This is a genomic window from Erythrobacter sp. (assembly GCF_039988855.1).
Taxonomy (GTDB): Bacteria; Pseudomonadota; Alphaproteobacteria; order Sphingomonadales; family Sphingomonadaceae; genus Erythrobacter.
The window spans coordinates 689638-704162 of record NZ_JBDXIY010000015.1 but is presented as its reverse complement, the minus strand read 5'-3'; the positions used below and the strand labels follow the sequence as shown (position 1 = coordinate 704162).

Here is a 14525-nt window from a genome sequence, read left to right as displayed (position 1 = left end):
ATCATCGGCCTAACCCCAGAGACTCAAAGCTGCTTGCATCGAATTTCAAACGGACGGCGGCGAAGACGCCTTTGTCAGTGTTACGTGCCTCGGAGAAATCTCCGTCACGGAACCCTTCGACATTGTAGCCAACCGTGACCAACATGCCGTCCACCGGAGTGAAACCGATCGTGGGGCCATAAGAGAAGCTGGTCACATTGTCTTCAAGGTTGGCGCGCACGGTAGCGCTTGCGCCGATCTCAAACTTCTCGCCAATGCCAATGCGTCCATCCGCTCCTACAAAGGCCGTCGTGCCGGAGAACTCAGTGCCTTCAAACTCATCAAAGTTATAACGTCCACCGACGAAAAGGCCGAGTTCATTGCGGCGTGTCTGGCGGGTGATGCCATTTCTGTCCTTGCCCCAATCGCGCGGGCTCCAATTGGTGGACCAGCTGGCAACGACGCGGCGCGAGACTGCGTCGCCATCCACGATAAGAGCGCTCACGCCCGCACCGCCTGCTTCACCGGCGATCCCGCCGGTGATCTTATCACTGCGATATTCGAGCTTACCAAGCATAGCGATTTCCGAAGCGTCCGGACGGTGTGCGAATGCAATCGCCGCGTCCACGATCTCTACCTCTGGGCCGTTTTCATCCATGGCACGTGTCCATGTAATGCCAGAACCGACAATGCTGCCCTCGCCCAGTTGGCGAATCCCGCCAAAGGTTGCGCCATAACGATCAGCCTGCTCGCCATCGCGATATTCGCCGCGCGCAGTCAAGCTCCAACGATCCTTGCGCCATGCGCCGCCAAAGGTGACGGCGGTGAAATCCTCGAAGAGCTGGCCACCGTTCAATTGACCACCAGATGCCGCTGGTTGAGCCACATTCACAAGGTCGGTTGCGTCCGGTGCACCGTTTAGAGTGCGGTTGCCATCAAGCGTCGCATCAAGCGAGAACTCAGGGCTAATCTGAAGCGTTTGGGCAAGACCGAAGGCGGCGAATGTACGATTGCCAAGTTCGCCGATGCTTTCTTGACCAACGGAGGTGATCACCTGCCCGCCCTGCCATGGGGTAAGCTCAATGCCGCCGCGCAGCGTACGCGCGTCGAAATTCTCGCCGTCAGCGATCTCATAGGAACCCACAAGCCGAACGCCATTCGAAATTGCATAGCGTGCGCCAATGCGGTGACGCGCTGGCAAGTCGAGACTTTCCGCCTCGTCCAAGGCGATGGCGGTGGATGCAGACAGCTCAAGCGAGTTGTTAAGCAAGCGCTGTGTCACACCGCCTTCGAGCACAGTCGAAGTGTTTGTGGTGCCGTCGGCCAAACGATCATTGAAATGAGTGAGGCCAAGCCGGAAATCAGTGTTCGCGCGCGTCAGGTTCAATTGTGTTTGCGCAGCGCGGCGGCGAGAGCTGTCTTCCAAGCTGTCGTCCTGCCACACGCTGCCCAGTAGGCTAAGGTTATCGCCAAGGAACACACGGCCATCAACACCAAAGCGGCGGCGACCAAGATCAACACCGTTTTGTTGGCCCACACCGTAATCTTGGTCGAGCTGGCGAGCGTAAGCCAAGACGTCAACTTTGCCGGTCTGGTGTTGGACTTCAGCAAGCCAACCGGTTGCAGTTTCACCTTCACGCCGGCTTAATGCCAATTCGCCGCGAACTTCGGTGCTGTCACCAATGTTGGCCCGAAGATCGACCGTGCCGATATCTGTGCGCGCGCCTTCACCCTTGTCGGTGATAGCATTGGCACCGACACGGATGCGGCCATTTTCACTGGTCCAATCAGCACGAAGCCCTGCGTTCAATTCACCTTCGCCAAATCCATCGGTTTCATATTCGACGACTATGAATTGCGGGTTCAAGTTTTCATCGCGGCTCAGAACTGGGCGCGTGAATGTGATCGTACCTGTAAGAAGATCAACATCGTAGTCGAGAAAACGTGTGAGCGTGGTTGTGCCAACAATCTGTTCTGGGCGAAAACGGTCGCGCACTTCAAGCGTCACACGCTCTGAGTTTGCAAGAATGCGGCGGCTGCCCAATTGATAAGGACCGGTGATGCCCTGCCCTTGTATCTCTTCACGCTGGAGGCGGCTGGAGATGTCTGCGGCAAAGCCGCTTGCCTTGAATTGGCCAACGCGCGCTTCGGCTTTCACGCCGGTTGCGGTGCGATTGTAACGGGCAAGACGGGTCTGGTCGAAAGCAGTCTCAAAATCGCCGTAGAGCGCGTAGAAAGTCGCGGTCTCGATCCGGACGTAGAGCTTCTCGCGTGACGCTGCGTCAAACCGGCGCGAGGAAGCATCAGCAAAGACGCTGTAATATGCATTCGGATCAAGCTGGCCGAGGACACGTTGATCTTCGCGCTGCTTGGCGCTGTCGTAAGCGATAGTGGTCAGGAATTTGCCCAAAATGCGGCCCTTGGCGTACAGCGCAACGCGCGCATTATCGCCAAGATCGCTGTCAAAGCGGCCTTCGCGTTCCATGTTTTCCGCAACCGAACGAGCGCCCACGGTACCCTCGGCGAGACCAACAATGGTCCATTCGATATCGCCCGGCGTGATCCAAGTCTCAAGCTGCTGCTCCCGAACAAGCTCGCCATCGTTGAAATCAAAATCGAGACGCAGCGAACCAGACACCATAGTTGGTGCCAATTCGATCTTTGCGATGCCATCGGTGCCTTCGACGACCCAGCGCGCTTGGCTCGGCGTAAAGCCGGTAAGCTGATTCAGTTGCTGACGATCGACCTGCTCCGCGCTTTCATAAGGCGCATTCAGGGTGAAGTTGCCCGACACGCCTTCGCGGAGTGGGCGGTTGTTTCGGTCAAGAACCCGGATCGCGACAACAGGACGCGTCCGGCCATCGGCCACGAGGTTCGATTGTTCGGGCACCAATTCAACACGGGTTGGCGTGGTGGTGAAGAACACTTCGCGTGTGAAGGTTTCATTCACGCCGCCAAATGAGTTCACAACGTCTGCTTCCAGAACGGTCCGCTCGCCTTCAAGGACGATCCCGCGCCATGTGCTGACCGCAAACCGCCCTTGCGCTGGGTTCAACGTGCCGTCGAAGGACAGACCGCTAACCTCTTCGCCGTTTACGCGAAGCTTGATCGTTTGGCCGCGTCGGTGACGGATAGCCACCCGGATAGCCGGCGCACGTGGGTTCGCGGTAAGGCCCGGTGTAAGGAAACCATCTTCACCATCGCCAAGCGCAATCCAGTCTGTGTTAGGCGCATAGCTAGCCGAAACTGTTTCTGCGGCTTCTGCGGTACTTTCAAGAACACCGGCGCGAGTGAGGTCATCTGCCTCAACCGGAGGTGCAACACCGTCGATTTCAGAGCGGCCCGAGCCGCCAGCAATCGCATTCACGGCGCGCGCACTATCGCCTTCGCCGCGTGGGCGAGCTTCATCAACCAGGACAGCTAGTGCCTCATCGATTTGCGCTTGCGAGCTTTCAGGGAAAGCGATGTGGAAATCGGCAACGGCCAAAGTGCCGCCTTGCCCGATGACAAAACGTGAACTTGCACTGCCAGCGTTACGAGTGTCGCGGTGGCAGTTTACCAACTTGCCGCCTTCAGGAACTGTCATGCCAGCAACCGCCACAACGTGGGTACCTGGAACAACGCCTTCAAAGTGATAGCGGCCATCGGCATCGGTGATCGCATATGAACCATCTTCCATGATGACACGGACACCGGGAACACCCAAACGCGGGTTGTCACGCGTGCCGCGTACCGAACACGGACCGGCGGTAATGCGCCCGATAATCGTCATGCGGTCAGCGATAGTTTCACGCTCTACGTCGACGACTGCGCTAGCGCGGGTGATCCGGCCAACAGAGTCTACAGTCAAAGCCTCGTTAATCGCCTGACCCGGGCTTGCATCTGGACGCACTGTCATCGCGTAGGTCACACGTACGCTTTCGCCGCCCGCCAGATCGCCAACTGTAATGGTGAGCGTGCGGCCATCGGGCGTAAACTGCACAGTGTCAGGCGACTCAGCACCGTTCACACGCACCGTATCAGGGCGGAAGCGAAGGCTAGACGATGGCGAATCCGTGAGCACCACACCGCGCCTTGGACGGGAGGGGTCTGCGTTGGTGGCAGTGATCGAATAGAACACCACATCGCCGGGCTGCACGCGGTCGCGTGATGCAGTCTTAACAAGACCTATATCAGTTCCCGGACGGTCAAGCGGAATGTCGACCTGAACGGGAGTGGGATCAACCAATGTAAAGGCATTGCCAAATGATGCATCAAGAATGACGAATTCGCGTCCGTCTGGCCTTCTGAGCCGAGCAAGCTCTGCGGGGCTAACCACTGAAGGCGCAGTGTAAGGCTCCGGCGGCTCAATAACGAGGCGATAATCGCCAAGATTGGTTAGCGGGAACAAGAATTCGCCCGGTTCCTGATTTTGGATGAGGCCATTGCCAAAAGTGATCGGTTCACCTGAAGTAACGGTCGAAGGCCACGGTGTCACACCGTCATCAGCAAAAACAGTTGCAGGGGCGCCGGTAATCGCATCGACCAAAGAAACGCGCGCGCCAGACACTGGCTGACCGGTTTCGCTGTCAAAAACAACGCCGAATGGATCGGCTAGCACTTCAACCTGTGTTTCAACCAGAACGGTGGTTTCATTGGGAAGAGTTGCTTCGATAAAGATAGTCGCGCCATCATTGATGCTAAGGCGGCAATCACCAGAAGCAGGTTGAAGCGGAATGCGCGCAGTGCCAATCTGACCGACAAAAACGCCAGTGTTGACGCCTGTTTCAAAGATTGTGAGCGTTTCTTCGTCGCCGGTGGTCGTAGTGATGGTAACCGAAAGACGATCTTCGGCATCCTTATCGACATTGGCTGCAAGCGCAGTGATTTCGAACAGAACGGTTTGCCCAGGCGTGATCGTAGAGGTGACAGCGGCCATGCCTTCTTGAGGCGATAGCTCTACTGTGCCCCCTGCTGTTCCGCCATTGCCTGATGCGGGAAGCTGCGCGCTTGCCGAACATATTGGTGCCCGGAAATTGAGGTCCACATCGCCCTGAGGGGTCGGACGAAACGCCCGAATCGTTGGAGGGGGCAATGTGACGTCAAACTCAATCGTGTTGGAGACTGTTTCGCGCTGGCGCCCCTCAAACTGCCAACTTGCCTCCGCCGTATTTGTCACTGTGCCGATAACCTCGGCATCAGTTGTCGTTGTTTGCGCATTTGCGTTTTCTCCAAGCACGCCAAATGGCAGCAGGACTAGACCAAGTCCTGCTGCCAGACGCTTCAGAGAAGAGCACACACGCATGAGTCTATTTTCTCAGTTCTTCGGTCTTATCGGATCGTGACTTCGAAATAGACCGAGCTGGTGGTCGCCGCTGGGATGTCTGCGAGCGTACCCGCAATCACACCAGAACCGTTGGCACCGCCAGCTGTGAAGGTGGCATCGCCGCCTTCTTCATCCGTGCCACCGCTACATGTCGCCACTGGGATTGTACCCGAGCTATCGACAGTCGCTGTGCCAAGGAAGATGCCTGACCCGACAGTGAAGTTCACGTCACCGGGAAGGTCATCGTTCACAGCCACGGCGGTTGCCGGAGCTGCGCCGCTCGCGTTGGTTACTGCGATACAATATTCGATCACAGCACCCGGAATGGCTTTTGGATTGGTTGTTCCGTTTACCGGATCGCTGACGATACGGCTTGATTTAACAACCGACACAACAGCGCCAGCAACTTCGAATGAACCCTCGTCAGAGTGATCACCACCAGCAGCAGCTTCCTCAGAAGTGCCTGAACCGTCAGCAAGCACGGTGTCCACGCCAGCGGTGTTAGCATCACCGTTGTTCGCATTGATTTCAACGCCAAGGCCAGCTGCGCCAGCTTCATGTGCGTCTGCAACCAGAACGATGTCGAAGGTGTCACCATTGACTGCATCAGTTGTGATGTCAGCAACAACCAGGACGGCAAGCGTTTCATTGCCAGTACCGTCGTCGGCGGCCACTTCATCAAGGAAAGTGATCGCACCAGCGTCAATCTCGGCTTGTTGAAGGACGCCGTCACCATTGAGATCTTGATAGATCGTAATGTTCTCAATGTTGGCCGATGTGCCGCCAGTGAGGACAGTCGATAGATCAAGATCGACCGTGTCGTTCGACAGGTTGGTGACATCAAAGGCAAGAACAGCCTGAACCTGACCAGGTGAAACCGATACCGGCGAGGCACTGGTTAGGTTGACATTGACATCAATCACGCGGTCGACGGTGAAGGTGTCTGAGTCTGTTACAGTTTGTGTTGTGTTGGGGTCATTACCAACTTGATAGGAGACGGACACGGAGTTCGTGATCGTGTCTCCTGCTGTTGTGCCGACTGCGAGAGCCGGCGTGCTGGACATAGCAACAAACGCGCCTGCGCTTACTGCACCCAGCAATCGGGTTGATTGTCTCATTGCAAGTGGTCCTTTGCAAGTGTGTGCCCAGTGTCAAAAAATCCGCCCACAAGGCTTGGCGGCAAACATTCCTTCCTGTTTGGAAAGAACGAAGTTGGTTTCCCGGTCAGATCACCGAATGATTGCGGGATATTCGAGACGACCGCTTTCGCCCGGCGCGATCTCGGCCAGGATCCATCGGACATGAGTGACATCGGCATGCTGCGCGGTGCGCGAGGTGCCGTCTTCGAGCGTGACGTTAAGTCCAGCGAGAATGCCCCAAGTCTTTCCGCCATCGACTGAAACAGTCAGATCAGCATCGGCATCCGACGCAAGGCGTACAGGTCCAGGAAGCGGGTTGGTCACGACAAAATTCTTCACCGGCTCTTCGCCTGTGTTGGAATAATCTGTCCCAAACACCAGCCGATCGCCTGGCACGATTGTGCTTGGCTCGACCAATTGAGTGATCGAATTGCCTTCATCATCAACGGAATTCACAACCGCTTTGACATCGCCCGAAAGCGAGACTGGATCAGCCTCTTGCGCAAGCGCCGGGCTTGCTAGGGCCGCAGAAACTGCAAGAGCTACCGTGATAAGAACGTGTTTGAAATTGCTCATTTTTCCGACCCTTTAGGTTTATTCTTTGCTCAATTGACCGTGACGTCGAACGTGACTGCGAACGTGTCGCCGCCATTGACGGTGCCGATGTCGACTGCGATTCCAGTGGCTGCAGAAGCTTCTCCTGCATCATCACCCGAAGCATCAGTGAGCGGCGCACCGTCCAGCGCGAGGCTGCCAAGCACGTAAGTTGTGTCATCGGGAATTCCGTCTGAGATCACCAAGCTATCAAGCGAGCCAGTGCCCAACACTTCTGCGGTAATCGTGAAGGTCGCAACGGATCCAGGAACGGCGCTCGTGCCGCCGAACGGATCAACAAGGCTGACCGCTTTCGTGAGATCGACATTCGTCAACCCGATCAAAAGCGATCCAGTAGCCGTCCCATTTGCACCTGTTGTTCCAACGATTGCATCGCCGCCGTCAACTCCAGCTCCAGCGAATGTTGTACCTGGTTCACCTGTTCCTGTGACCGCTTCGGCAAGCAGCTCGACATCGCTTGTTTCGTCATTGCTTACACCGCTAGGCACTTCGACGATCACAAACACAGTAATCGCTTCATCAGCTACAAGTGTTGGCGTTGTCTCAGGTCCGGTGAGGATCGCGTCGACCCCTTCGTCGTAAACGCCATTGCCATTGGTATCGACCGCAATCGACGTGACAGTGGTGTCAAAATCATTCCCGGCGACATCCGGGTTGGCAGTCAAAGTGAATTCCTCAGGTCCATTGCCCTGATTGGTCACTTCGAAAGTCAGCACACTCTGGCCCGGCTCAGATGGGAGCGGACCGCTGTCTTGTGTTGTCACAGTGACGTCGAGCAATTCGTCAACTTGAACCGTCACTGTGTTGGAATCCACCGTGCGGCTGCCCTCGCCATCTTCGAAGGTCGCCGTGGCCGTGTTTTCGATCAGCGACCCTGCGTCTACGCCTTCGGCCATAGCCGGCGCGGACAAGGTAAATGTCATCAAAACAGACGTGGCGAAGAGCGAGCTGATGAGCTTTTGCGTATCCATATCTAGGAGCAATTACTCAGGAATGGTTAGCAAGCCGTTAGCATCAAATGTAACACGCGGTAAAACTCAAATGTTTCAGGGGGTTTAGTGAATTTAAGGTTAGGGTTAATCTGGCGTTTATACCTTGGCAGTCCAACCAATGTGGAAAATGGGTTTCTAAGAGGTTTCCAGTAGGGCCAGCAAAGCAAAACTCGCGAGCCAATGTTCACCCATATAGTCACCAGCCACGTGCGGGATTGCCGCTGTAAGGTGCTCTTCAGCGTGCGACCTTAGAAGCTCAGAGGCTGGCGAACCGTCAAGAGCCCGCGCTGTTCGTAGAAGGCACCAAGCCCGGCTTAGATTGAGACCGTCGAGGTGCGCGATCTTTCCGTCGCTGCGATCCGATACGGTTACAGGATGGCATTCACGCTCGATCCAACCATTGGAGAGCACGAGGGCGTCAAACCAGTGCTGGAAAGCGTCTGGCGTCGTGACGTCGCTCATCAAGCACGCAGCGGTTAGAACAGGTGACAGAAACTCATCGCCACCAGGCTCCCAACCTGAATAATCGCTCCGATGTGCGAATGTGCGCATTGCCCAATCATCGACAAGGGCGAGCAACTCAGCGTCGCGCCCTTGCGCCCATTCACGGGCAAGCGTCAAAGCAAAGGCAGTGTTGAAATGAGTGCCCACGGTAATAGGATAGGTCAAAAGCGGCAGGAATTCGCCGAACCGCCTTGCGAAAGCACGTGCCAAGGGCTCCAATCGCGCCCCCCATGCCTTATCCTTGTGTCGCTCTGCTTCATGGTGAAGGTACAACAGCCAACCCCAACCGTAGGGCCGCTCAAACCCGCGCGCAGTGGGCCGATCAAGATAGGCAAGTTCGACAGCAAGGTTTTCTTCAGTCAAGGTTACTTCCGCCAGATCACCAATTACCTGAGCTTCATGCATATTGGGGAAAGTGCGGCGCAAGCTAAGTAACAGCCACCAGGAATGGACGCATGAATGCCAATCAAAACTTCCAAAAAACGCAGGGTGCAATGCGCGCGGTTTTTTTGCATCGGCATCCTCGACCATTACATGGCCCGGCGCGTTTGGGTATTCTTGACCCACGTGGCCAAGGGCAATCTGGGCAAACTTTCGCGCCGTTTCTTCATTCAAAGAATGGATCATCTCCATAGCAAGAAGGCTCCTACATAGATGATAATGACATTGCAGACCCACAGCGGCACGGCGGTGCCAATCTGCTGGCGGATTACGGCGTTCTGATCTTTGAGCTCAAGCAGAGCAGCAGGCACGATGTTGAAGTTTGCCGCCATGGGCGTGAGGAGAGTACCGCAGAACCCTGCGAGCATCCCAACCGCGCCAATAACGGCCGGGTTGCCTCCATACCCTTCGACCAACAACGGAATGCCAATGGCCGCAGCCATTACAGGGAAAGCTGCAAAGGCGTTGCCCATGATCATCGTGAAGAGCGCCATGCCAAGCGCGAAGACGACAACAGTAAGGAACACGCTTCCTTCGGGGATCGCCGCCCCCGCAATTCCGCCAATGATTTCGCCAACACCTGCAAGGGCAAAGACGGCCCCCAATGCGGCAAGCATTTGCGGCAAGATCGCCGCCCACCCGATGGAATCGAGCAACCTACGCCCCTCTTCAGCTGGAGCAAGTACAGCAGGCTTGAGCCATAGCATCGCTCCGACAAGCGCGATCATAGCGCCGATACAAAAAAGGATCAGTGTCGTCTGTCGCTCTGCGAAAAGGCCAAGCTCTCCCAGAGGTGTGAAATTGTAGAGAAGCGTCCCAGCGACTGCGACCACTGGCACCACTAGTGCAGGTAAAAACAGTCTATTACCTAACTTATCGGAGAAGTTTTCTCGTTGCTCGTTCGTTGTGGTTTCTGGGTCAGATCTTTTCAATCCGCCCATTGCAGCAATCCCAACAAGTCCCAGCACAATCGCCCCATTCAGTAGATCGCTCAAATGGGAACCAAAGAAAAAACTGATCGCGAGCAGACCCCAAAATGCTGCATTTCCAATATTTTGCCCACGAAAGCTTAGAAATGATGTCACCGCAAAGAATGTGCCAAGCAGGATGTAGAGCCATTCATAGGAGATCATGATACGCCTCCTTCGGTTTGGCTCGGTTCAGATGCTCGCACCTTTGCCAGCCTCCTATCGAGAGCGTTGATCCGCCAACCATGAATGATGAAAGCACAGATCGCCGTCGGGATGGCCCAGACCGAAAGCTGCAAAGGCGTCAGCGGGTAGCCGTAGCTTTCAAAAACGCCTTGGATCAGAAGGATAGAGGCGATAGCCATGAAGATATCTTCACCAAAGAACAGCCCTACATTATCGGTAGCCGCCGACATGGCCTTGACCTTTTCACGCGCCTCGTCTGGCAGATCACCGTGCGACTTGACTGCCGCTGCTTCGGCCATGGGTGCCACCAACGGACGCACCGTTTGCGGATGCCCGCCAATACTGGTCAAACCAAGTGCCGCGGTGGCTTGGCGGAACAGGAGATAGACTGTGAGCAGCTTGCCCATGGTCGCACCCCGTATCCCTTCGATAACGGCCCGCGCACGCTGCTGAAGGCCGTATCGTTCAAGCAGGCCGATCAGTGGTAAAATGATCCAAGTTACAGAGATATAGCGGTTGTCGTTAAAAGCCTTTCCCAAGGCCTCAACAACACCAATGAAATCAATGCCCGCCAAAAGCCCTGTCGCAACCGCGGCGCCGACCACCACAAGGAGAGGGTTAAACTTGAGTGCAAAACCGATGATGACAAGCGCAATCCCCAGGAGGGGCCAATAATTCATGTGTCTCTTCCCTGTCCAAATCCGCCGCCGCCCGGCGTCAGGATGACGAATGTGTCTCCCACACCCATCTCGGCGCGGTCTGTGGCGGTCAATTCTTTGCGCGAACCATCCACGCGTTCCACCCAATTGCGGCCCGGCGCAGCATCACCTCCCCCTGCAAGCCCGCTAGGCGGCACAGCACGGCGGTTCGCGAGCATATTGGCACGCATTTCTTCCAGGAATGTCACACGCCGCACTGTCCCATCGCCGCCAGTGTGGCCGCCCTTTCCCCCAGAGCCTTTACGAATGGAGAACTCATCAAGCCTGACTGGAAGCCGTGTCTCTAGGATCTCCGGATCGGTTAGGCGCGAATTGGTCATGTGGGTTTGAACGGCGCTGGTTCCATCATGATCTGGGCCAGCCCCAGAGCCCCCGCAGATGGTCTCGTAATATTGATGGCGGTCATTGCCGAAGGTGAAGTTGTTCATCGTACCCTGAGAGGGCGCGAGCCTGCCCGTGGCGGCAAACAGAGTGTCCGTCACCGCTTGGCTCGTCTCCACATTGCCCGCCACCACCGCTGCGCCGGGCCGCGGGTTCAGCATGGAGCCTTCGGGCACGATCAGTTCGACCGGCTTCAAACACCCATCATTCATCGGGATTGCATCATCGATCAGTGTGCGCAGGACATAGAGCGCAGCGGCCTTTGTGATTGAACGCGGTGCGTTAAAATTGTCAGACAGCTGGCCTGAAGTCCCGGTGAAATCGAACACCGCTGAACGCATTTCTTGGTCGATGCGGATGGCAACTTTGACCTGAGCACCATTATCGAGATGAGTTGTGAACTCTCCGTCTTCCAAACGTCCAAGCAATCGCCGTACGCTTTCTTCGGCATTGGCAATGACATGGTTCATATATGCTGCGACCACATCCGCGCCTTGATCGCGTGCTGCGCCGCTTAACAATTCCGCCCCTCTGGTGCAGGCGGCAAGCTTGGCCCGAAGATCAGACAGGTTTCGATCAGGGCTACGAGCGGGATATTTGGCCGAAGCCAGCACTTCGCGCACCGCCTCTTCGCGAAACGCGCCTTGATCCACCATCAGAAGGTTGTCGATCAAGACACCTTCCTCTTCGATTGTCCGGCTTTCAGGCGGCATGGAACCCGGCGCAATTCCGCCAATATCGGCATGGTGTCCGCGCGCGGCAACAAAGGCGTCGGGCGCATTGCTCTCATCATTGTAAAAAATTGGCACAATCACCGTGATGTCGGGCAAATGCGTGCCGCCGCGATAAGGATCGTTCAGCACATAAGCGTCCCCTCTAAGGAAACCGCGCCCGTCCTTTGGCTGACCTGCACTACTGTCGCCTCTCGCCTCGATCACACGGGCGACAGAATCGCCCATACTGCCAAGGTGCACCGGGATATGCGGAGCGTTCGCGATCAAGGCTCCATCTGCATCGAATAAAGCGCAGGAGAAGTCCAAACGCTCCTTAATGTTGACAGATGTTGCAGTGGATTGAAGCACAACGCCCATCTCTTCAGCGATGGCCATGAACAGGTTGTTGAAAATCTCGAGCCGCACGGGATCAACCTTCGTCCCTGCTGCGCGCTCTCGTTCCAATGGCACTGTGCGGGTCAAAATGAGGCTTGCATCATGCGCCAAAACCGCCTGCCAGCCCGGTTCGACCACCGTGGTGGAACCCGGATCAATGATAAGCGCAGGGCCATTGGCCGCTTGCCCCTCGTTCATGGAGGCGCGAGTGATTGTGGGCCAGTCGCCGGTTGGCTTTCCATCAACCAATACTGGGGCAGATTTTGCGATGCCTAAACCGCCAGAAGTGCCGCTGGCCTCTACGCTTAATGCCTCGACAATGACCGTAGCTTTTGGGTCGGAATAGCCGAATTGAGACAAGTGCATGCGGCGGAAAGCTTCGTCCATTCCGGCGAGCTCTCCGCATTCCACGGTAAGCATGGAATCGCTTCCCTCGAAACGCAGTCTTGCGCGGTGCTGGATCTGGATCGCATCTGCGCCAATGCCCTGGTCTATCAGAGCGCGGCGTGCGTCATCTTCGAGCTGTGCAAGGTCGGATGAAAAACCGCCGCGCAATGGTTTTACAATGCTAACCTCTCGAATGGCTTTGACCGGCGCAAGACCGATACCGAACGCCGATAATATGCCGGCCAAAGGATGTATTAAAACGGTTGCCATCCCCAGATTGTCGGCAACCTTGCAGGCGTGCTGTCCCCCTGCCCCGCCAAAGCAGGCAAGCGCATACTGAGTCACATCGTGACCGCGCGCGACTGAAATCTTGCGGATTGCATTGGCCATATTGTCGACTGCAATTGCAAGGAACCCTTCTGCGATCACATCCAAGGGCTTGGGCTCAGGCAATCGGGCTGCGACCGCCTCCAATGCAGCGCGCGCTGCTTGCGGATCGAGCGGCTCTTCACCACCTGAACCAAAGACGCTTGGGAAGAATGCCGGGTCAATGCGGCCCAAAAACAGATTGCAATCGGTAACGGTGAGAGGCCCGCCTTTTCGGTAACACGCTGGGCCCGGATCAGCACCAGCGCTATGCGGTCCCACACGAAACCGCGCGCCGTCGAAATCACAGATCGAGCCACCGCCTGCGGCAACCGTGTGAATTTGCATCATCGGCGCCGCCACACGGACACCTGCAACCACGCTGTCGCCGGTCAATTCATATCGCTGCGCATAATGCGCAACATCCGTGCTGGTTCCGCCCATATCAAAGCCGATAAGCTTTGAATGGCCCAAGGGTTCGCACGCAGCCGCCATCCCTACGACGCCTCCAGCAGGGCCGGAAAGAATCGCATCTTTACCCCGGAACGCGCCGACCTCGGCGAGGCCGCCATTGCTTTGCATAAAGCGCAACGCTTCCGCACCTGGCAATTCTGCCTGCAATGTGTCGGTATAGCGACGAAGGACGGGAGATAGGTACGCATCAACCACCGTCGTATCCCCGCGAGGGATCAGCTTAATGAGCGGAGCGACTTCGTGCGAGGTGCTGGTTTGGGAAAAGCCTACCTCCTGCGCGATTTGAGCCAGCTTTGCCTCGTGCGAGCGATATTTCCAGCCGTGCATCAAAACGATTGCAATCGCATCGAAGCCGTCTTTGCGAAGTTGCAAAAACTCTGCTCGAGCCGCCTCTTCATCAAGCGGGACAAGCACATCTCCCCCCACGCCGACCCGTTCTTTCACCTCGACCACACGATCAGGAAGCTGCTGAGGCAAGATGATATGCCGGGCAAAAATCTCAGGCCTCGCCTGCGTACCAATCCTAAGCGCGTCTCCAAACCCATGCGTGATTACCAGCGCCAACCGCTCGCCTTTGCGTTCCAACAAGGCATTGGTCGCCACTGTCGTCCCGATCCTTAGTTCGGCGATTGGGGCCTGCCCGTGTACCATCATCAGCCGGCGAACAGCCTCGCTTGCGGCGTCTTCGTAGTGGTCGGGATTTTCTGAAAGCAGCTTGTCCGTCACAAGCGCTCCTTCGGGGGTCAGCGCCACCACATCGGTGAAGGTCCCTCCGCGATCAATCGCAAAGCGCCAAGCTGTCATGGTCCGCTGTATCCTTTTAGGTCTTTCGCGCTTGGGGTGACCCTTCGCAAGCACTGCCCGCAAGGTCAAACCCTGGCTTGTGCCGTGTCCTCAGATCAAATGACTCGAGGTCCTCCTAAGTCCCTTTCCTCAGAGCTCTTCCTCAGGGCTCCTCCT

General features: G+C 56.4%; 8 protein-coding genes. All 8 read right to left on the bottom strand.

The genetic code is table 11. The features are described from left to right. Position 1 precedes the first annotated feature (1 nt). The gene (locus tag ABJ205_RS06275; RefSeq protein WP_348155685.1) at positions 2–5263 is read right to left on the bottom strand and encodes an isopeptide-forming domain-containing fimbrial protein; all 5262 of its coding nucleotides are present in this window, start codon (positions 5261–5263) and stop codon (positions 2–4) included. A 26-nt stretch (positions 5264–5289) separates the two neighbouring features. After that, a complete protein-coding gene (locus ABJ205_RS06270; RefSeq protein ID WP_348155687.1) occupies positions 5290–6402 on the bottom strand; it encodes a hypothetical protein in 1113 nt (370 codons plus the stop codon). A gap of 111 nt (positions 6403–6513) precedes the next feature. Beyond that, positions 6514–6999, bottom strand: a complete 486-nt coding sequence (locus ABJ205_RS06265) for a hypothetical protein (RefSeq protein ID WP_348155688.1) — start codon at positions 6997–6999, stop codon at positions 6514–6516. A gap of 29 nt (positions 7000–7028) precedes the next feature. Further along, entirely contained in the window at positions 7029–8009 is a 981-nt protein-coding gene (locus tag ABJ205_RS06260) for a hypothetical protein (RefSeq protein ID WP_348155690.1), read from the bottom strand. 156 nt (positions 8010–8165) lie between these two features. Next, on the bottom strand, positions 8166–9161 hold the full coding sequence (locus ABJ205_RS06255) for a DUF2891 domain-containing protein (RefSeq protein ID WP_348155706.1): 996 nt from the start codon (positions 9159–9161) through the stop codon (positions 8166–8168). Further along, positions 9158–10108 (bottom strand): DUF979 domain-containing protein, encoded by a 951-nt coding sequence (locus ABJ205_RS06250; RefSeq protein WP_348155691.1) that lies wholly within the window; start codon positions 10106–10108, stop codon positions 9158–9160. The genes ABJ205_RS06255 and ABJ205_RS06250 overlap by 4 nt, the downstream gene beginning before the upstream one ends. Beyond that, positions 10105–10809 (bottom strand): DUF969 domain-containing protein, encoded by a 705-nt coding sequence (locus tag ABJ205_RS06245; protein ID WP_348155693.1) that lies wholly within the window; start codon positions 10807–10809, stop codon positions 10105–10107. The genes ABJ205_RS06250 and ABJ205_RS06245 overlap by 4 nt, the downstream gene beginning before the upstream one ends. Then, positions 10806–14369, bottom strand: a complete 3564-nt coding sequence (locus ABJ205_RS06240; RefSeq protein ID WP_348155695.1) for a hydantoinase B/oxoprolinase family protein — start codon at positions 14367–14369, stop codon at positions 10806–10808. The genes ABJ205_RS06245 and ABJ205_RS06240 overlap by 4 nt, the downstream gene beginning before the upstream one ends. Between the last annotated feature and the right edge of the window lie 156 nt (positions 14370–14525).